Here is an 18,053-nt window from a genome sequence, read left to right on the forward strand (position 1 = left end):
CGAGACTCATCGGATCGTCACCGCCCTGCGCCAGGGCATCGTGACCCGCTCGGCCAGCCGCAGGGTCAGGTCGGCGATCAGCCCGATCACCGCGTACAGCAGCACGCACAGCGCGAGGATGTCGGTGCGCAGGTAGTCGGTGGCCCGGGCCATGAGGTAGCCGAGCCCGGCCGTCACGTTGATCTCCTCGGCGGCGATGAGCGCGATCACGCTGAGCGTGGTGGACAGCCGCAGCCCGGCGAAGATGGACGGCAGCGCCCCCGGCAGCACGACCTCGCGGGCGATGGCCAGCCGGCCGAGACCGAACGAGCGGGCGGCCTCGACGACCTTGCGGTCCACGTTGCGCACCCCGCTGGAGACGTTGATGTACATGGGGAACGTGCAGGCCACCCCGATCAGCAGGATCTTGGACGCCTCCTCGATCCCGAACCACACGATGAACAGCGAGGTCAGCGCCAGGAACGGGATGGCGCGCAGAGCCTGCATCGAGGAGTCCACGAGCTCCTCGCCGAGCCGGGTGAAACCGGAGACGACGCCCAGCGCCAGCCCGGTGGAAGCGCCCAGCAGCAGGCCGAGCCCGGCCCTGGTGACCGACACGCGCAGCGCTTCGGGGAGCTGGCCGTCGGTCCACAGCTCGGCGAAGGTCTTGGCGACGTCCTGCGGGCCGGCGAGCACATCCTCGGTCAGGGCGCCGGTGGCGGTGGCCGCGTACCAGGCGGTGAGCAGCAGGACGGGGCCGATGGCGCGCAGCGCGAACGTGGCGGCCGGGTGGCGGCCGGCCGAGCGCGGCGGCTCGGGCGCGACCAGCCCTTCGACACCGGCCTCCGTACGGGTGGTGGCCACGCTCATGACTTCGCGTCTCCGAGCGTGGTCACGTCCACGACGTGCTGGGAGACGTCCAGCGGCGCGGTGAGCACCTTCTGGTCGAGGAAGAACTCCGCCACGTCCTGATATTTCGCGATCTCGGCGGCGGTGACCGCCTGGGCGGGCTTGCCCTTCTTCTGGATGTCGACCACCAGGTCCTTCTGCTTGCCCTGCACGGCTTGCGGGCCCGTCCGGGTGAAGACGTTCACATAGGCGGCGGGATCGGCGATCTCCTTGGCGCTGCCCTCCTTGATGAACTCGAACAGGGCCTTGACCACCTCGGGATGCTCCTGCAGCAGCTTGTTGGCGGCCACGTAGATCACGTAGTTGTCGGACTTGATCGCCTCGCCGTCGGCCAGGATCCGGGCGTCCAGGTCGGTGACGGCGGGGATGAGGAAGGTGGAGAACGTGGACCAGGCATCCACCTCGCCCGAGCCGAAGACCGGCGCGGTCTGCGGCGGCTGCAGGTAGACCCGCTTGACCTTCTCCACCGGCACGTTGAACGTCTGCAACGCCTTGAGCAGCAGATACTCGCTGGTGCCGCCGTGCCCGACGGCCACGCTGCGCCCGGCCAGATCGGCCACGGATCTGATCGGCGAGCCGTTCTTCACCACGATGCCCTCCCCGGCCAGGTCGGGGGGGACGGTGGCGAAGATCTTGAAGCTGGGCTTGACGGCCAGCGCGGTGACGCCGGAGGTGATCGAGCCGGTGGCGATGTCGAGCGAGCCCGCGTTGATGGCCTGGGCGGCCGGGGCGAACACGGAGAAGTCGCCGGCCCACTTGACCTTGGCATTGACCTTGGCCAGGGCTGCGTCCAGGCTGCCGTCCTTCTTCGCGACGGCCAGGAAGCCGCTGTTGCCGGGGTCGGAGATCCGGACGATCACCTGCTCCTGCGCGGTGGTGGAGCCGGTTCCGCCGCCGCAGGCCGCGGCCAGGAGGGTGAGAGGAAGGGCTAGCAGCAGCTTACGCATGGGTGACTCCTTGAAGCGGGGCATGGTCGGCCCAGGCCGCGACGTCCACAGGCGATTCGAGGAAGCCGTGGCCGCGCAGGAAGCGCTCCTGCTCGGCCAGCAGGTCGAGGCGTTCGGCGGACAGGTCGAGGTGGAGCGAGGCGCCGGGGACATAGGCCGCGGCCACGCCGGCCGCGCCGGCGCCGGTCTCCGCTCCCAGGATCCTGGCCACCTCGGCCGGGTGCCCGGCGGCCCAGTCCGCGGCGCGCAGCAGCACGGCCAGGAAGCGGGCCACCACCTCCGGATGCTCGTCCAGCAGGCGCTGGTGCACGGTGATCGGACGGGGGGTGCCGTTGTTGATCCGGGCGCGCCGGTCCGGCACGGCGTCCAGGTCGATGCCCACCTCCGCGCCATGGCGCAGGGCGGCCTCCACGGCGAGCGCGCCCTTGACGTAGACCGCGTCCACCCGGCCGGCGGCCAGCGCGGCCAGCTCCGCCTCCCACTGACCGCCGCCGGGCTCGGCCTCGACGTCCACCAGTTCAGCGTCACCGAGCCCGAGCCCGGCCAGAGACAGCGCGCCGTGGAAGCCGTGCAGGGCCATGGCCCGCCAGAAGTCGATGGCGATGCGATGCCGGGGCGCCGCCAGTCGCAAGCCCTTGAGCTGCTCGGGGCTCTCCAGGGCGGTGCCGCCGCGAACCAGCACGACCTGCCGCTCCTCGATCCAGGTGAGACCGACGAGCCTGGTCGCCTCGCCACGGGAGCGTGCCCACAGCGCCGGTACGTTGCCGCCCTCGCGGAACAGGCCGGTCAGGGCGTGGGTGTAGTGGGTTTCGCGGGGCACGCCGGGGCTGTCGTCCTGCAGCGAGCGGACCTCGATCCCGTCATCGGCGAACTCTCTCGCCAGCCAGCCCTGGTCGGCCGCGATGCCCGTCGCGGTGGGCACGGGACAGCGGGTGAACCAGATGGCGTCGAGTGCGGCTGTGGTCATGGAGCAGAGTTTGCTAGTAATTTGGTAGGAAATGCAAAGAATATCCCGCGATGCGGGAAGCGTTCCCGGCCTGACCGGCTCTCACCTGGTCCCGGATCTCCCTACTCGGAAGACGGAGTTTCCCGCATGGCAGCAGACGGCGGCGTCCAGTCAGTGCGCAGAGCGATCGGCATGCTCGGCTGCTTCGGCGGCGGCGATGCCGCGCTCAGCCTGTCCGACCTGTCGCGCAGGATGGGGCTGTCCACCTCGACCACGCACCGCCTGGCCAGAACGCTGACCGGCGCGGGCTTTCTGGAGCAGGAGGCACGCACCGGCCGCTACCGGCTGGGGCCGTCGATCACCGAGCTGGGGCAGCTCTCCTTTCACCGGCGCGGCCTGCACCGCATCGCCCCCGAGCTGGCCGAGCTGGCCCGGATCACCTCCGCCACCGTGGACCTGGCCGTCCGCAACGACCGGCACGCGGTCATCCTGAGCGGCGGCTCGCTCAACCCCGACAGCGGCGTCGGCCTGCGCCGCCCCCTGCACTCCACGGCGCTGGGCAAGGTGCTGCTGGCCTGGGACCCGGAGGGATGCGTCGATCTGGAGGCGCTCGGGCCGCTGCGGGCACTGACCGGCCGCACCATCGTGGACCACGCCGAACTGCGCGCCGAGCTGGCCCGCGTGCGCGAGTCCGGGTACGCGCTCAACGACGAGGAGTCGGGCGACGGCATCCGCACCGTCGCGGTGCCGGTGCTCGACCGGCAGAACCACGTACGCTACGCGCTGGCCGTGCGTTCCACACCGCTGGTCATCAGCGACACGCGGATCGGCTGGTTCGTCACGCACGCGCGGGCCTGCGCCCGCGCGCTGGAGGTACTGCTGATCCCACCGGCCGAGCGCCGGCTCCGCTCCCCCGTCTGAGGCCGCCGGGGGGTCACGCCCCATGGAGCCGTTCGAGGCCGCGGCGAGTCGGTCAAGCGTGCAGGCCCGCCAGCTGGGGTCCGGCTGCCGCCCGTCGCGGGCGGGCCGCTTCCGGGTCCTACGGCGTGACTTGCCGTCCCGGCCGGTCACTGGGAGATCCCTGGCTCAGGAGCCGGCCTGGAGGAACTTCTGCCCCGGGTGTTGCCTGGGAACGGTAGAGAACGGGGCGTCGAAGGGGAAGCCGACGCCGACGATCACGGTGGGCTTCGCCCTGACGGCGGCGTCGAGGTTCTGGGCGATGACGGTCGGGTCCTTGCTCTCGTACCGCTTGAACGAGGCGCCGATCTCCTTCGCGCCCGGCACGCGTGCGGCGCCGCTGTGGGGCGTGGGACGGGGCCGGGTAGGGCGGGCGCTCCAGCCTGGCGCGTTCTGCGTGGTGCCGCATGGTGGCACCGCGCCGCCGTGGCCTGTTCAGGCCCCGTGACGATCCTGCCGGTCGTCGACCGGCCCGACCCCGAGTAGCCCTCCGGTCCGGTGTCCTCGCCCGCGCCGTTGAGGGCGATCCCGCCGGTCCGATCCCTCCCTCCCGCGAGAGCCGGGTCGGGGAGCGTCATATTAGTGACCTTCCCCGTAGGCATAGTAGGGAATCTAGCCCGGCCTGTATCGGGGCCGCAAGGAGCGCGGAATTTCATGTATAGCAAGTAGGTAATATTGACTTATTGTTGATCCTCCTCCTACCGTCGAGGCATGAGCGAGCTCGATCTGGCTGCGGGCGCCGCGGTGCTCGTCACGGGAGCGGCGTCCGGGATCGGCCGCGCCGCTGTGGACCTGCTGCTCGACCAGGGGGCCCGCATCGTGGCGGTCGATCTCGACGGCAACGCCCTAGCCGCGCTGCGCGACCTGGCGGGGGTGGTGACGCTGGCGGGGGACGTGGCGGAGGAGGCGGTCAACCAGGCCGCCGTGAATCTGGCCGTTCAGACGTACGGGCGGCTGGACGGCGTCGTGCTCAACGCCGGGACCGGCGGCACGCTGCCGTGGGAGGACCCGCGCGCGGTCGCCGCGGCCGAGCGGATCTTCGCGGTCAACCTGCGCGGGCCGATGCTGGGCATCAGGGCCGCCGTCCCCGCCCTGCGGGAGGCCGGAGGTGGCGCCATCGTCGTGACCGCCTCCGTCGCCGGGCTGCGGGCCGTCGTCCGGAGCCGCGTGACGTCCTCGACCTCGCCAAGGGGGCCGCCGCGATCCGCGTGCGCTGGGCGGTCGGGCCGGAGTCCGCGGAGCGGTGGCGGGATGCGATGCGCGTCGTCGCGGTGGTCGGCCCCATCGTGTTGCTCACCTGCCAGCTTCAGTTCGGCATCGGCGGTGCGCCGCTCCTGCTCGGCATCCTGGTCATCTTTCTGGCCTGGACCGGTCGCCGCCGGCCTGCCGCGGTGGTCGCGTGGATCTGGGCGATCCTGTGCAGCGTCGGCATGGTCGCCGCGTCGATGTTGTCCACAGGCGTCTACGGATGGGGCTCCTTGGGTGCGACGGTGGCGACTAGCGGCATCGTCAGCTCTTTCGTGCTGGTGGCGGCGGCGCTGACGGGGGTGTCGCAGCCGCGGCGAGGGCTGTCACTGGTGGGGCGCGGACGAATCCTGGCCTGGTCCGGGGCGGCTCTGGCGGTAATCGTCGTGACAGGGCAGTTGGGGAGTGCCCTGTGGGAGGCCGGAGTGCCGCCCGAACTGCTCCCGCTCGGGCTGAGTGCGGTGGTCTGCGGAGTGGCCGCACGGTCTGCGGTGGGGCGCCGGAGCGTGGTGGTGCTCTCGCCGGTCATGCTGGCGATGTTTCCCCAGCTCATGATGGTCGGGTTGTGGGGGGTCGGATTGTTGGGGCTGGGATCGGCCGGGTTCCTGGTCGCCGCCTTCCGTTCCAGGTCGCTCGCGCAGCGGGCCGAGATCGACGGATGAGCGATGCCGGAACGGCGGCCGAGGACTTACGCGGCTGCCGACGCGTGCGGAGTGCCCCATGCGCAAGGTGATCGTTTTCCTGATGGCGCTCGTCGTCCTCCTCATCGTCGACCGGGCCGCCGTGGCGAGCGTCGAGCGTGACCTGGCGAACAGAATCGCCGCCGTTCCCAGCCTTTCCGGCACGTCGGCCGTGTCGATCGAGGGCATCCCGCTTCTCACGCAGGCCGTGTCGGGGCGCTATCCAGAGGTGCGGTTCGATCTCGGCACCTTCAGCTACGGCAGCGTGCAGGTCAGGAACGTGCGGGGCGCCGCGTATGACGTGACGGCGCCCCTGGCCGACGTCCTGCGGAACCAAGGCCGTGTCCAGGCCGGTCGCGTGAGCGGCAGCGGCACCCTGTCCAGGGCGACGATCGACGAGTTCGCGCCGAGTGGGGTGAAGATCGGCGGTAACGGGCGACGGCTCACGGCCTCGGGGGAGGTCACGATCGGGGCGAACAAGGTGCAGTTCAATGCCGAGCTGCGGGTTGAGGTGACCGACGGGAAGATCAGGCTCCAGGCCGAGAAGATTCATGGCGTGCCCTTGCCGGACCAGGTCGTACAGCTGATCTCCTATCCGATCCCGTGCAATCTGCCCTTCGATGTGAAGCTGACCGGGGTCAGGAGTCTGCCGGAAGGACTGGAGCTCTTCGCCGAAGCATTTGACGTGCCGATTCGTGGACGAACGATCCGCGGGAAACTCTCCAGATTGCGGCAGCGGGCTGGACCATGTCCGCCAGGTTCGGGTCGAGAGGTGACTCGACACTGTTGGGTCGTGCGCCGCCTTGACCTGCTCGAACAGCCCGTACCGCTAATGGCGGTCCGCGTTCCTCGACCCCCCCAGCTGCCGGGTTTGCGGTGAGTGGCGGCGTTGACGCTGGCCGGTAGCGCTCCAGGCGCCACATCTGCATGCCGGAACCGGGGAGCAGGGTGGGATTGTTCGTGCTGTCCTCGGCCTGGTGGACAGGGAGCGCCGAAGCCTGCCGTCCCGGTGAGGTGTCAGGCGAAGAAGCGGGTCAGGTGCTCGATGACGAGCTCCGGCTGCTCCTCGGGGATGTAGTGGCCGCTGCCGGGCACGGGCACGACCTCGACGTCGGTGCCCTTGTCCGGCAGCACCGCTTGGAGGAGCAGGTGTCCTCCTTCTCCGCTGCCCAGGCCGAGCAGCGGGGCGGTGACCTTTCCGTACGTCTTCTCGTCGGCGATGTCCTGCCCGAAAGCCCGGTACCAGGCGTTGCCCGCGCGGACGGCGTCCGGGGTGGAGTAGGCGTGGGCGTAGATGTCGCGGTCGCGGTCGCCGATGGAGGAGGGATCTTCGACCAGGTAGTCGCACATCCAGTCGATCAGGTCTCGGGAACGGTCGGCGAGCAGGCGTTCCGGCAGGCCGGGCACCTGGTTGAACGCGAACCACCACAGGAACCGGCCGGGGCCTGCGTGGATGTCGCCGTCCACCTGCTGGCGCCCGGGGCGGGGGAGCAGCGAGTAGGCGTAGAAGCGCTCGTCGGGGTGGGCGATGTCCAGCAGCGCGACGCGCCGGACGTGGGCCGGGTGGTTGGCGGCGAAGGCGTAGGCGACCATGCCGCCGATGTCGTGGCCGGCGATGTCCACCCGGTCGTATCCCAGGAGGCGGACGAGTTCGAGGATGTCGGCGGCCATCGTCTTCTTGTCGTAGCCGTGGGCGGGCTTGTCCGAGCCGCCCATGCCGCGCAGGTCGACGGCGATCACGCGGTGGCGTTCGGCGAGCGACGGCATGATCTTGTGGAACTCCCACCACGTCTGCGGCCATCCGCCCAGCAGGACCAGGGGCTCGCCCTGTCCGCCCGTCACGTAGTGGAGCCGTGTTCCGTTGACCTCGGCGTGCCTGCTGACGAATCCGCCGTGAAGAGAGCGCGCCAGCTCCGCGTCGGACAGTGCTTCACTCATCATGATGTCTCCTTCGGTGTTGTGCCGCGTGATGCGTTGCCTGACGGCCAGGCGGCAGTGCGGGGATGGGTCAGCGTTGCGGACCGTGGGGTCGCGCGTTCGGGGGTGGCGTTGAACGGCTCGGCCGCCTTGTCGGCGCCGACGCGCACGGCGTTCATCGAATGCCTCGGACAGACATCGATCTCATAGCGCAGTGGCGGCCAGCCATGAAGTGAGCAGGTCGCCGTTCCCGGTCACGAGGAAGCGATCGGCGTCGCCGGGCTTCAGGCGCCCGTAGATCAGCAGCAGGAGATCGCCCGACGACCCGTGCGCGGCGACCGTCGCGGGAGCATCATCGTGACCGGTTTCCCAGGTGCAGCCGTTCCCGAGCGTGATCAGCCAGCTGTCGTCGGTGTCGGTGGAGGAGAACCGCAGCCTCTCGCCGTCGCGATCCAGCCGGCTCACGCGTTCGGCGACCCACGAGTAGTACGGCAGGTTCTCAAGGAACTCGTCGAATCCGTCGGCGGCGATGCCGGGGGCGATATGCGGAGTGCGGTCCAGAGCGAGCTCGGCGTCGGCGAGATGGACGACTGCCTCATACAGCAGGCGACGCGGGAAGAACCGCACATGCTGGTCGGCTCCGTGGGTCCAGGTCGGGGTATCGGGGTCGGCGCCGCGAAGCGTGCGCAGCGACAGCTCGACACTGCGCGCCAGCCAGGCCGGGTAGGCCGCCGTGTCGGCAGGCAGGTCGAGCGGTACGTCCCGGGACCAGACGCGCTCGGTCGCGCGACGGCGTACCAGGTGCTCCATCCATCGGTGGGTGGTGCCGTGATGCTTGATCAGGTCAGCGAGCGTCCAGCCGGGACAGGTGGGCAGCGGCGTGTCCGGATCGGCGCCCGCCACCAATTCGACGAAGCGCGTGTCCACGGCTTGGACCGCATCGCAGTACTGCTCAAAAGTCAGACGAGTCACGAGGGCAGAGGACACCTTTCCTAGTGGCCGGCCTGGATCCCGACGCCGGTGAAGCGGCTTGTCGCAGGGTCCGTCGCCGGTTTCACATCCATGGCAGCCAGCGAGGCTACTCGTTTACACGGTCGTCAAGGTCAAGCACCCCGGGCGTCATCCACGGACAGTGCGACTCTTCGGTACGCCGGGTCTCGGCCCGGCCTGGTGCTCGGCGCGGCCGCATCACGATCGCAGGAGCCGGAGAGCCCGCTTGGCGATCTTGATTGCGTTGCTCATGCTGTCGCCGACCCCATGACCTTCGCCGTTGACGCCGGCAGCCCACGTCAAGCTGCGTCCACGGCGGGAAGGAGCACGACCGTGCCCGCCGGACCCGCGACTGCCGGAAGCCGGCCCCTGAGGCAGTCTCACTGGCCGAGCGTCGCCTTGACGCCGGCGTCAGGGGCCACCTCGCCTGGCTGGAGCGCTGGGCCGGTTTGACGGCTGTCGCGGCCGGGGCCCCTCAGGCGACCGTGACCACGCTGGTCAACGAACTGATGGCCTCGCTGAGGGTGTCTTGTTCGTCTTCCGGCAACCAACGGGCGGCATGAACCATGTGCAAGGCCGTAGTGAGCCGTACTCGGTCATCCTCTGTCCCGAGATCTGCGAGATACGCCGGCAGCACCAGCCCCAAGGCCTTGAAGTCGCCGCGTTCGCAGAACTTCGTGAACAGCGCTGCCAAGAGAGCGTCGGCTTCCCGGGGCCGCCGCGCGCCGGTGGAGCGTAGTCCCTCGGCGATCGCTACTCGGGTCCAGTCGGCGTACTGTCCCGGCGGAACGTCGTCTATGTGGGCGGTTGCCCGTTCGAAGTGTTCGCGTGCCCTGTCGGGCTCGCCGAGATCTCCGTACGCTTTGGCGATGTTCACGTGCAGGGAGGCGTAAAAGCCCCTGACTCGGTCGTCGGCAACGAGATCCGCGCGGTTCAGGCACTCCTGATTCCAGTGCAGCGTCTGCTGGGGCGTGGACTGGTGCCGCGCGAGGTAGTGGGCGGCGATACACGCCTCGTAGTCGTCGCCGGCGATCTCCCACGCCTGCTGGAAGAAGCCCTTGGCATCGATGTCCCGGCCTTCGGCCTCGGCCTGCATGCCCTGGGTGCACAGCCTGACGACGGGGTTGTCGGGGTCCATGGTCTCGCTTTCTCGGATGGGTAGGTGGAGCGTCATGCGTCAGCCGGGTCGTCGCGGACCGGCATGACCAAGGTGGTGAAGCTGCCCTGGTCAGCGGAGCGGACGACCACGGGCTGGCTCGGCGACGAGATCTCCAGCAGAACATCGGGGCCGACGCCCGCATCGAGCGCCAGAAGAAGGACTCCAGGGTCGAAGGCGATGCGTACAGGCGGCCCTGTGCAGATGGCGGCCGGCGCGGAGGTGGCCGCACCGCGGGAGTGGAGAGTCAAGTGCTGCTCGTCGGCATGCAGGATGAGCGGCCCGTCGTGTCCGGCGGCGACGATCGCCTGCCGAAGAGCGGCCCGGTCCGCGATGACCCGGTGCCGAGCGATCGGCAGGTTGTCGAGGATCATCCGGTAGTCCGGGAACGTCCCGTCGACGGTTGGAAAATCACGGGAAACACCGGCACCGTGGAGCCGCACTCCTTGCTGGTTCACCTCGATCCTGATATCCGACAGGTGCATGGCCTGGGACGCGATCTTCTTCATCTCCGAAACGTCGACCAGGAAGCGACCCGGATGGCCCTCGATGGAGGAGGGCCGCAGCGCACGGACCGCCAACCGGTAGCGATCCGTGGCAACAAACCGCACCTCCTGGCATTCCACTTCGATCAGGACACAACCGAGTACCGGGGATGCCTCCAGCGTCGAAGCGGACGCCGCTGCCGGGGCGACCTGGCGTACGGCGCTGGCCAGCTCTGCTCCGCCGAGTTGTATGGTGCCCTGCTGCGTACCGCCCGGCAGATCACGCAGGATCTCCTCGATGGCCGACTGGGCCGATGCCGCGCTCTCTCGAGCCCTTCTGGCGTGTCTTTCCAGAATGGCGAGGGCTTCCTCGCGGGTACCGTCGAGCACCACTGAAGCGTCAGTGAGTGGCATCCCGGCTTCGCGTAGCCGCCGCACCAGGACCGCGCGGGCTTCCTGGTTCGGGGAGTAGTAGCGGTAGCCGGTCGCGTCATCCACGTGGTCAGGTTGCAGAACGCCGCAGTCGTCGTAGAACCGCAGTGCGCTCGGAGCCAGCCCTACCCGGCTCGCGAAGACTCCGATGCTCATCCACGCGTCAGTGTCATCCATGCATGCGATTGTCTGCCTTCAAGTAGCTTGAAGGTCAAAGCGGGACCTCGTGCTCTTCCTCAGCTGGCGGGACGGGGGAGCGGGAGCGGAACAGCGTGCCCGGCCTGGCGTTCTATGATGCCTGGCCGCGCCGGGGCGTCCATCAGACGCGTCCAGATCTCCGTCAGGCCGTTGCCTACATGCGGGTCGCCCTTCTAGCGGCGGATATGGAGGACATGTTTCGTGTCGTCGCCGCAGTGCGCCCTCCCGGCCAGCAGGAGATGGGAAGTGGCGGGGAAACGACTGGTCGTGAAGTCGGCACAGCCTAGACGGGCCGGACCGAGGCGGGCGCGTCGGCGAAGTCGGCGGCCTGGGCGGCCTCGGCCCAGCGGGCGGTCTGGGCCAGGCCGCGCCGGTAGACGCCGGAGATGCGCTCGACCGCCTCGCGCCCGAGTGGCAGCCGCAGCGGCACCTCCTCGCCGTGCACGAGCGAGACGATGATCTCGGCCGCCCGCGCCGGGTCGCCTTCCTGGCGGCCGTCGGTGCCGGCCATGTCGGCGCGCACCGCGGCCAGCACCTGGCGGTAGGTCTCCGACGGCTCGGCGAACTCCAGCACGTCGGCGCCGTTGAAGCCAGTGCGGAACCGGCTCGGCTCGACGATCATCACGCGGACGCCGAACGGTGCGACCTCTCCGGCCAGCGCCTCCGACCAGCCTTCCAGGGCGAACTTCGACGCCGAGTAGGCCGACACGCCCGGGAAGGACATGCGCCCGCCCTGGCTGCTCATCTGCACGATGGTGCCGGAGCCGCGGTGCGCATGCCGGGCAGCACCGCCCGCACGAGGGCGGCGGGGCCGAACGGGTGCAGGTCCATCAGCTCGCGCAACTGCTCGTCGCCGACCTCTTCGACCGCTCCGACCACGGCCCGTCCTGCGTTCTTGACCAGCACGTCGACCTGGCCGAACCGGTTGATCGCGGCCTGCACGAGGGCGGGCGCCGCGGCGACGTCGCGGGCTTCGAAGGGGAGGGGCAGGAAGGCGCCGGGGTGCGCGTCCGCCAGGTCGGCGACGCTGCCGGGGGTGCGCACCGCCGAAGATCTGCGATTTCTGCGCGGATCAGCGGGGCGGGGCTCGCTGCGTCGTAGGTGGTCATCCGTCTCGTCTTCTGCATGGATAGTCACTTTCCATTTGAAAGTGTCCAGTTGAAGCTAGCTCAGGCCTCCACCTGATTACAAGTCGCTATCCATCGGTAAGCGAGCGGGTCTCCGCCTCTCCCGCCTGTGACGCGGACGTCCACGAACCTCGCGGGTGCGGCACCGGCAGACGGCTGGAAGAGCCGCGCCAACCCTCAAACCAGACGGCTCAGGGCCGGTCGAAGCGTTTCGGGCGGCGGTCAGCGCACAATGGGTCAAGCCGGGGCGCTCAGACAGGGTTCGCCTTCTGCCAGGGAGCGGAAACGGACGCTGTGCTCGCGGCCACGTATGAGCGCCCCATCGTAGCTGTGGAGCAACCTCTGGCGTGCTGGGTCTTCGGTCAGGATGGGGCGGCAGGCGCCCCCGTGCCCAACCCGCCATGCCAGACGCTTTCCTGCCCGACAGGCTGAACACGGTGAACAGGAGTCCGGAGGGGGCTGGGAGAGCCCTGCACTTCGTCGGTGGGGAACTTCAAGCCGAGGCCGGCGGCCCGCAGGTGCCAGAGCAGGCCCAGGTCCGCGAGTACGCCACCGACCCCGACGGCTACGACCGGCAGGCCGCGATGGCTCGCGCGGAACAGCAGGCCGAACAGGCCCAGCGGCAGGCAGAGCGGGAAGCCGAGGAGGAGCGCCGCGAGGCCGAGCAGCGATGCGAGCGCCTCGGTGATGACGAGCCGGGTCCCGTCGTCTGGGCGCTGCCCGTGTTCTTCGCCCTGTACGCCGACGCCGACGAGGTGGAGGCGGTCGCCAACTGGCTGGAGGCCAACGGCCTTGAAGACGTCAGCGGACGGCACGAGGTCCGCGTGGAGCAGCGCGCCACCCGCCGCGCGGCCGTCTACGAGGCCCCCGTCTGGGTCTGGAACGGCCGCAGCTCAACGACCACCGAGACACACGTCGTCACGATCGTGACCGACCCGCCGCCCATCACCGCCCCCGACCGGCCGGATCTCCACGAGGTGTTCGCCGAGCACTGGCCGGCCCGATTCCCCCTGGTCGACTTCGGCCTTGGCATCGCCTGCGCCAAATGCACCAGGGATGCGAAGGTCACCATCTCCGACCAGATGGTTCCCTGGCCGTACGCGGTGGTCGAGAAGGCCATCACCAACGGCCCCGCAGCAGAGCCGACGCCAATCGAACCGCTGCACCAGAGGATGGCGTCGGCACCCTGTCCATGATCACGGCATCGACCGGTACCGCCAACCGGAAGGACAGAACCTCATGAGCGACAACGACTACTTCGCGCAGCGCACCGCCCAGGAGATCGGCAAGCGGGTGCAGGCCTTCGACGACGGCTGGCACAACGTGATCTTCAGGGGCGAGATCGTCGGCGGCGACTTCGGTACCGGCCGCTGGATCGTCCGGGCCGACGACGGCACCGAGCGCGAGTTCGAGGCGGGCCGGCTGCAGGAAGTGGAGGACCAGCCGGTTCTCTCCCCCGTCGAAAGGGTGTTTGCGGGAGCGTGGACGCGCTTTCGGTCGTGCCGATGAGTTTTGTGCGGATCCGTGGTCGATACGGCTGGACACACCGACAGCGTGGGCCTGTGCTGGGAACGTCCCAGCGCGGGAGGAAGCACATGGAGACAGTGATGAGCGTCGACGACTCCAAGCAGGAGCACACCATCCGGACTGGCGAGCAGGGGAGGCGGGTGAGCGGTCCCAGGGTGTTGGTGGCGGGGGCGAGCATCGCGGGACCCGCGCTGGCCCACTGGCTGCGCCGGCGGGGGGCCGAGGTGACCGTGGTGGAGCGGGCTCCCGAGCTGCGTCCCGGCGGGCAGGCGGTGGACGCGCGCGGGGTCGCCAAAGAGGTCATCCGGCGGATGGGGCTGGACGCAGCGGTGCGCGCGGCGTGCACCGACACCGCCGGCGCGCACATCGTGGACGCGGACGGGAACGTGCTGGAGACCTTCCGTGCCGACGACGACGGTGGCGACGGGTTCATCGCGGACATCGAGATCCTGCGCGGGGACCTGTCCCAGGTGCTCTACGACGACACCCGGGACGGTGTCGAGTACGTCTTCGGTGACCGGATCGCCGAGCTCAGCCAGGACGTGGACGGGGTTGACGTGGTCTTCGCCGGCGGCGACCGGCGGCGCTTCGACCTGGTGATCGGGGCCGACGGGCTGCACTCGCAGTTGCGAGCGATGGTCTTCGGGCCGCGCGAGCACTTCATCCGCCATCTCGGGCTCGTGCTGGCCTTCTACAGCGTGCCCAACGAGTTCGGAGTGGACCGCTGGATGATCGACTATCAGGAGGCCGGACGGTCCGCCGGCCTGCGGCCCATCCCGGACGCCACCCGGGCGATGGCCATGTTCTCCTTCCCCGCGGCCGACTTCGACGTCGATCACCGCGACGTCGCGGCGCAGAAGCGCCTGCTGTGCGAGCGGATGGACGGTTTCGGCTGGTTGACCCGGCGCATCCTCGCGCACGTGGACGACACCCCGGACTTCTATCTGGACCAGGTCGCTCAGGTGGTGATGGACCGCTGGTCGAGCGGACGGGTGGGGCTGCTGGGGGACGCGGCGTTCAGCGCGTCGCCGATGTCCGGGGCGGGCACCGGGCTGGCCCTGGTCGGCGCCTATCTGCTGGCCGGAGAGCTGGCCGCCGCCGGGTGGGACCCGGAGGTCGGGTTCGCCGGCTACGAGGCTCGGATGCGCTCGTTCGTGGAGGCCAACCAGGAGATCGGCCGGTTGCACGTACACAGCCTCGAGGTCCCGGGGCCGGACGCCGAGCCGAGCCCCGATTTCGCCGGCGAATGGTTCACCGAACTGGTCGAGCGTGCGATCAACGGCGTCGAGCTGCCCGACTACGCAGGGGTGCCGGACTCCGGGGTGCCGGCCGGACTACCGGTGATCTCGTCGGCCAAGCCGTAGGTGTCACATAACGTGTCGAGAGGGACCACGCTTCGGTAGGACACCGCCGAACGACCTCCGCTCATGCCGCGTAGTGCGCGTTGGAGCGCCCGTTCGGCGGCCACGCCACGTTCCGATGAGACGGTGTTGAGTCGGAAAACTGACAAGATCGATGAGATTCCACCGCGGGGTCTCAGCGGTTCTGTCACTTGCCTGGTCGGCGCTCACCGGAACTGACAAGACCATGGGGACATCGACCCTGTGACGTCCAAGCCCATTGATCCCCAGCTGGATTGCTCGCCCGTCTTGTTCTCAAGTCAGTTGTCGGTGCGCAGCTCGCCGACATGGCTCCCTGCCACGATGGATGAGAACGGACAGCTCCCACGCCGCGCTCGGGGAGATCGTCTCGGCGGAGTCCTTCGCAAATACCGACATGCCACTTGAACTGCATGGATGTAGTTTCGGCAGGAGCCATCATCGACGCTCTCAGAGCCGTCCCCTGAACGACTAGGCCGGCCTCTGTCCATGATCAGCGCTTGACGTACCACTTTCGCACCGTTTTATCCGTCCCGGTGGTGAACAGAGCCTGTCCGTCCGCCGTGAACGCGAGGTCGGTGACCTTGCCGGTGTGGCCGGTCAGCGGCGTGAGCCCCTGACCAGTTGCGGCGTCGAACAGAGCTGGTTCGCCCTCCGTCGTCACGGCGGCGATGAGGTTGCCGTCCGGGCTGAACACCAGATCGCCCCGCACCGTTGCGGTCAGAGTCGCGTGAGCCTTTCCGTTCGCGAGGTCGAAGAGGCGGACGCCCCCGTCCTTGTCGGTCGCGTACGCCTTGGAGCCGGGCGTGAAGCCGGCGAAGCGCCCGGCTTTGGCAACCGAAGTCAGCCGTTTCCCATCGGGCACGCGCCTCAGCTCGAAGCCGCCCTTGCCGCCCGGCAGCGTGTCGGCGAGCGTCTTGCCGTCGGGGCTGATCCACACCGGGAACCAAGCGTTGTCCAGGGTCGCCGTGGCTTTGCCGCCGGCCACGTCCCACACCTTCGTCACCCCGCCGGCGGCACCCGTGACCAGCACCTTCCCATCCTGGCTGAACCCCATGCTCTGGATCCCGTTACGGTGGCCGGCCAACGTGGCCAGCAGCTTGCCCGTCGAGGGGTCCCACAAGCGGATCAGCGCGTCAAAGGGCTTTTCGGCGGCGAGCGTGCTGGCCGTGGCGACGGTCTTGCTGTCCGGGCTGAACGCCACGGCCGCGGATCCCTGGTGGCCGGTGAACGAGGCCATGACGTCGCCCCTGCTGGTGTTACGCAGCGAGACGGTCGTCGTGCCACCCGAGAGGACGCCCAGCGACTCGCCGTCCACCGTGGTGACTTCGCGCTTGCCGTCGAAGTAGGCGCCGGCGACCAGGTTGCCGTCCGGGCTGAAGACGACGCCGTTGTCCGTGTCGAACGTCGCCACCTTCTGGCCGGTCGATGTGTCCCACAACCTCGCGATCCGCGCGGCGGCCTGGTCGGCCGGCGGGTCGAGCGTGACCACCCAGCGGCCGTCGGGGCTCAGCTCAGCGGACTCGATCGAGCCGTCGTGACTCAGCGTGATCATCCCCAGCGTCGCCCCGAAGCCTGCCGAGCCGCCGCCGCTCTCTGTAGTGCGCTGCTTGGGCAGTGCGGCGACGATGCCGATCGTCGCGGCCATGGCGACGACGAGGCCGATCGCGCTGAAGCCCAACACGCGTCGGCGCTTCGTGACGCGCACCGGGGCGCTGCCAGGTGGCGACGTCGATAGCGTCTCAACCCCAGGCTTCTCGATTGCGGACGTCTCGACCCCGGGCGTCTCGATTGCGGACGTCTCGATTGCGGACGTCTCGGTGGGCGTCCCGATCGCGGGTGGAGGTACGGCGGGCGGGGGCAGCCGGGGCGGCGCGACGTCACCCAGGGCGGCAGCGGCGGCCGCCCGCACCTGCCTGCTGTCATCGTCGTCGCGTAACCTGGCGAGCGCCTCACGAGCGGCCCGCCGATAGCCCTCGCGCCCCCCGGTGAGCAGCTCGGCGAGCGCTCGCACCGCCTCCAGCCTCAGCACGGGCCGATCGCTGCCGAGATCGGCGCGGACCTCCTCCGGCAGTATGGCCGGGCGGACGCTGCGCGCGACCACCAGCGCCCCGGTCGTCTCGAAGCTCCACTTACGCGGCACCTGCCCGGCCCCGGCCTCGCGGACGCGCCGGGCGACGTAGTCGAACAGCTCGTCAACAGTGATCTCACCATCGTGATCCAGATCGGCGCCCCCGGTCCGGAGCCCGTGCACCAGCGCTTCGGTGAAAATGGACGGCTGAGCCTCGTAGGAGGTGAGCTGGCCGCCCTCGAACGCGTACTCGGTCGCGCTGGACGCGGTCAGCACCGTACGCCCGGACCCACCCCCGCGGAACTCGTCGCCGAGGTAGACGGTGCGATCCGCGCGCACCGGAGTGTCGCGCGCGAACGCCCCGCTGTAGCAACAGTCCAGAACCAGCAGCACCGACCGCGACGCGGACTCGCTCATCTGCTCAGAGATGAACGACGCCGGCAGCCCGGTCGCCGCGAGCGAGCCCAGCTCGGTGTCGGCCGCCGCCAGGTAGAGCCGGCCCCGCTGGTCCTTGAGCCCGTGGCAGGAGAAGTGCAGGAGCAGGACGTCGTCAGACCGCCGGTCGGCGAAGAGAGCCGCGACCCGGCGGCGTAAAACGGACTCACCGGCATCGGTGAGCGTTTCAACGTCGAAAGCACCGATGCCCGGCTCACCGAGGACCTGGGCAAGCGCCCTGATGTCGGAGACCGGCGAACGCAACCGGCTCAGCCCGGGATCCTGGTAGGCCGCGTTGGCCACCAGAAGCGCGCTCCGCCGGCCGGCCGTACCGGAAGCAGCCGCACCACCAGACGTAGTACCGGTCTCGACGGAGATCAGGACCCGGCGACGACGCGGATGCGCCTGCCGCCACCGCTGGACATAGTCCGCGATCTGCGCCACGGACGCCGCCGTGGACAGTCCCGTCACCAGGAAGCCGATCCCGGCGGCGAGCAGCTCGGCCGACCGGGTCCCCTCAGGGGCCGGCCCCTCCATCGCGCGCGTGACCCCGGGGATCCCCGACGCCAGCAGGTCCCGGCGGAGCTGGATGGCCAACTCCTCGACCTCTACCGGATCGACGTCGGCCCCAGCCGGGGTGATCCGCAGTGAGAAACCGTTCTCTTCGGACATC

General features: G+C 69.6%; 15 protein-coding genes and 2 pseudogenes. 7 read left to right on the top strand and 10 right to left on the bottom strand.

Annotated elements, in window-relative coordinates:
• Positions 1 to 6: 6 nt before the first annotated feature.
• The 3 genes from ACBJ59_RS58830 to ACBJ59_RS58840 are packed head-to-tail and all read right to left on the bottom strand — an operon-like array spanning position 7 to position 2,802.
• Positions 7 to 849: an ABC transporter permease gene (locus ACBJ59_RS58830; protein ID WP_375118680.1), complete on the bottom strand. Its 843-nt coding sequence runs from the start codon at positions 847 to 849 to the stop codon at positions 7 to 9.
• The gene (locus tag ACBJ59_RS58835; protein WP_375118681.1) at positions 846 to 1,835 is read right to left on the bottom strand and encodes an ABC transporter substrate-binding protein; all 990 of its coding nucleotides are present in this window, start codon (positions 1,833 to 1,835) and stop codon (positions 846 to 848) included. Before ACBJ59_RS58835 ends, ACBJ59_RS58830 begins: the two co-directional genes overlap by 4 nt.
• Complete coding sequence (locus ACBJ59_RS58840; RefSeq protein ID WP_375118682.1) at positions 1,828 to 2,802, bottom strand: ABC transporter substrate-binding protein; 975 nt, start codon at positions 2,800 to 2,802, stop codon at positions 1,828 to 1,830. Before ACBJ59_RS58840 ends, ACBJ59_RS58835 begins: the two co-directional genes overlap by 8 nt.
• A gap of 126 nt (positions 2,803 to 2,928) precedes the next feature.
• Here ACBJ59_RS58840 and ACBJ59_RS58845 point away from each other — a divergent pair, with 126 nt between their 5' ends.
• Positions 2,929 to 3,702, top strand: coding sequence for an IclR family transcriptional regulator (locus ACBJ59_RS58845; RefSeq protein ID WP_375118683.1), 774 nt, complete (start codon positions 2,929 to 2,931; stop codon positions 3,700 to 3,702).
• Between the two features lie 165 nt (positions 3,703 to 3,867).
• Here ACBJ59_RS58845 and ACBJ59_RS58850 read toward each other — a convergent pair whose 3' ends face one another.
• Entirely contained in the window at positions 3,868 to 4,065 is a 198-nt protein-coding gene (locus tag ACBJ59_RS58850) for a hypothetical protein (protein ID WP_375118684.1), read from the bottom strand.
• A gap of 384 nt (positions 4,066 to 4,449) precedes the next feature.
• On the opposite strand from ACBJ59_RS58850, the pseudogene ACBJ59_RS58855 reads away from it, so the two are divergent.
• The 3 genes and pseudogenes from ACBJ59_RS58855 to ACBJ59_RS58865 all read left to right on the top strand — a co-directional run.
• Positions 4,450 to 4,839, top strand: a pseudogene (locus tag ACBJ59_RS58855) (SDR family oxidoreductase); the annotation flags it as partial.
• Between the two features lie 155 nt (positions 4,840 to 4,994).
• A complete protein-coding gene (locus tag ACBJ59_RS58860) occupies positions 4,995 to 5,645 on the top strand; it encodes a hypothetical protein (protein WP_375118725.1) in 651 nt (216 codons plus the stop codon).
• Positions 5,646 to 5,703: 58 nt separating this feature from the next.
• The gene (locus ACBJ59_RS58865) at positions 5,704 to 6,543 is read left to right on the top strand and encodes a DUF2993 domain-containing protein (protein WP_375118685.1); all 840 of its coding nucleotides are present in this window, start codon (positions 5,704 to 5,706) and stop codon (positions 6,541 to 6,543) included.
• A 137-nt stretch (positions 6,544 to 6,680) separates the two neighbouring features.
• Here ACBJ59_RS58865 and ACBJ59_RS58870 read toward each other — a convergent pair whose 3' ends face one another.
• From ACBJ59_RS58870 to ACBJ59_RS58890, 5 genes and pseudogenes are all read right to left on the bottom strand, one after another.
• On the bottom strand, positions 6,681 to 7,604 hold the full coding sequence (locus tag ACBJ59_RS58870; protein ID WP_375118686.1) for an alpha/beta fold hydrolase: 924 nt from the start codon (positions 7,602 to 7,604) through the stop codon (positions 6,681 to 6,683).
• Between the two features lie 180 nt (positions 7,605 to 7,784).
• Positions 7,785 to 8,507, bottom strand: a complete 723-nt coding sequence (locus tag ACBJ59_RS58875; protein ID WP_375118687.1) for a maleylpyruvate isomerase family mycothiol-dependent enzyme — start codon at positions 8,505 to 8,507, stop codon at positions 7,785 to 7,787.
• Positions 8,508 to 9,045: 538 nt separating this feature from the next.
• A complete protein-coding gene (locus ACBJ59_RS58880) occupies positions 9,046 to 9,708 on the bottom strand; it encodes a hypothetical protein (RefSeq protein ID WP_375118688.1) in 663 nt (220 codons plus the stop codon).
• 32 nt (positions 9,709 to 9,740) lie between these two features.
• Positions 9,741 to 10,820, bottom strand: a complete 1,080-nt coding sequence (locus tag ACBJ59_RS58885; protein WP_375118689.1) for a MerR family transcriptional regulator — start codon at positions 10,818 to 10,820, stop codon at positions 9,741 to 9,743.
• 645 nt (positions 10,821 to 11,465) lie between these two features.
• Positions 11,466 to 11,978 (bottom strand): annotated as a pseudogene (locus ACBJ59_RS58890) (SDR family NAD(P)-dependent oxidoreductase); the annotation flags it as partial.
• A 427-nt stretch (positions 11,979 to 12,405) separates the two neighbouring features.
• Here ACBJ59_RS58890 and ACBJ59_RS58895 point away from each other — a divergent pair.
• From ACBJ59_RS58895 to ACBJ59_RS58905, 3 genes are all read left to right on the top strand, one after another.
• Entirely contained in the window at positions 12,406 to 13,164 is a 759-nt protein-coding gene (locus tag ACBJ59_RS58895) for a hypothetical protein (RefSeq protein WP_375118690.1), read from the top strand.
• 43 nt (positions 13,165 to 13,207) lie between these two features.
• The gene (locus ACBJ59_RS58900; RefSeq protein ID WP_375118691.1) at positions 13,208 to 13,477 is read left to right on the top strand and encodes a hypothetical protein; all 270 of its coding nucleotides are present in this window, start codon (positions 13,208 to 13,210) and stop codon (positions 13,475 to 13,477) included.
• 98 nt (positions 13,478 to 13,575) lie between these two features.
• Positions 13,576 to 14,859, top strand: a complete 1,284-nt coding sequence (locus ACBJ59_RS58905; RefSeq protein ID WP_375118692.1) for an FAD-dependent monooxygenase — start codon at positions 13,576 to 13,578, stop codon at positions 14,857 to 14,859.
• A gap of 508 nt (positions 14,860 to 15,367) precedes the next feature.
• Here ACBJ59_RS58905 and ACBJ59_RS58910 read toward each other — a convergent pair.
• The gene (locus ACBJ59_RS58910; protein WP_375118693.1) at positions 15,368 to 18,052 is read right to left on the bottom strand and encodes a caspase family protein; all 2,685 of its coding nucleotides are present in this window, start codon (positions 18,050 to 18,052) and stop codon (positions 15,368 to 15,370) included.
• Between the last annotated feature and the right edge of the window lies 1 nt (position 18,053).

Origin of the sequence: Nonomuraea sp. MTCD27 (assembly GCF_041950495.1) — a bacterium.
Taxonomy (GTDB): domain Bacteria; phylum Actinomycetota; class Actinomycetes; order Streptosporangiales; family Streptosporangiaceae; genus Nonomuraea.

Coding starts and splice junctions, on each gene's coding strand:
- ACBJ59_RS58905 (WP_375118692.1), top strand. CDS start 13,576: ATGAGCGTCGACGACTCCAAGCAGGAGCACACCATCCGGACTGGCGAG.
- ACBJ59_RS58840 (WP_375118682.1), bottom strand. CDS start 2,802: ATGACCACAGCCGCACTCGACGCCATCTGGTTCACCCGCTGTCCCGTG.
- ACBJ59_RS58870 (WP_375118686.1), bottom strand. CDS start 7,604: ATGATGAGTGAAGCACTGTCCGACGCGGAGCTGGCGCGCTCTCTTCAC.
- ACBJ59_RS58830 (WP_375118680.1), bottom strand. CDS start 849: ATGAGCGTGGCCACCACCCGTACGGAGGCCGGTGTCGAAGGGCTGGTC.
- ACBJ59_RS58845 (WP_375118683.1), top strand. CDS start 2,929: ATGGCAGCAGACGGCGGCGTCCAGTCAGTGCGCAGAGCGATCGGCATG.
- ACBJ59_RS58900 (WP_375118691.1), top strand. CDS start 13,208: ATGAGCGACAACGACTACTTCGCGCAGCGCACCGCCCAGGAGATCGGC.
- ACBJ59_RS58910 (WP_375118693.1), bottom strand. CDS start 18,052: ATGTCCGAAGAGAACGGTTTCTCACTGCGGATCACCCCGGCTGGGGCC.
- ACBJ59_RS58880 (WP_375118688.1), bottom strand. CDS start 9,708: ATGGACCCCGACAACCCCGTCGTCAGGCTGTGCACCCAGGGCATGCAG.
- ACBJ59_RS58885 (WP_375118689.1), bottom strand. CDS start 10,820: ATGGATGACACTGACGCGTGGATGAGCATCGGAGTCTTCGCGAGCCGG.
- ACBJ59_RS58860 (WP_375118725.1), top strand. CDS start 4,995: ATGCGCGTCGTCGCGGTGGTCGGCCCCATCGTGTTGCTCACCTGCCAG.
- ACBJ59_RS58835 (WP_375118681.1), bottom strand. CDS start 1,835: ATGCGTAAGCTGCTGCTAGCCCTTCCTCTCACCCTCCTGGCCGCGGCC.
- ACBJ59_RS58865 (WP_375118685.1), top strand. CDS start 5,704: ATGCGCAAGGTGATCGTTTTCCTGATGGCGCTCGTCGTCCTCCTCATC.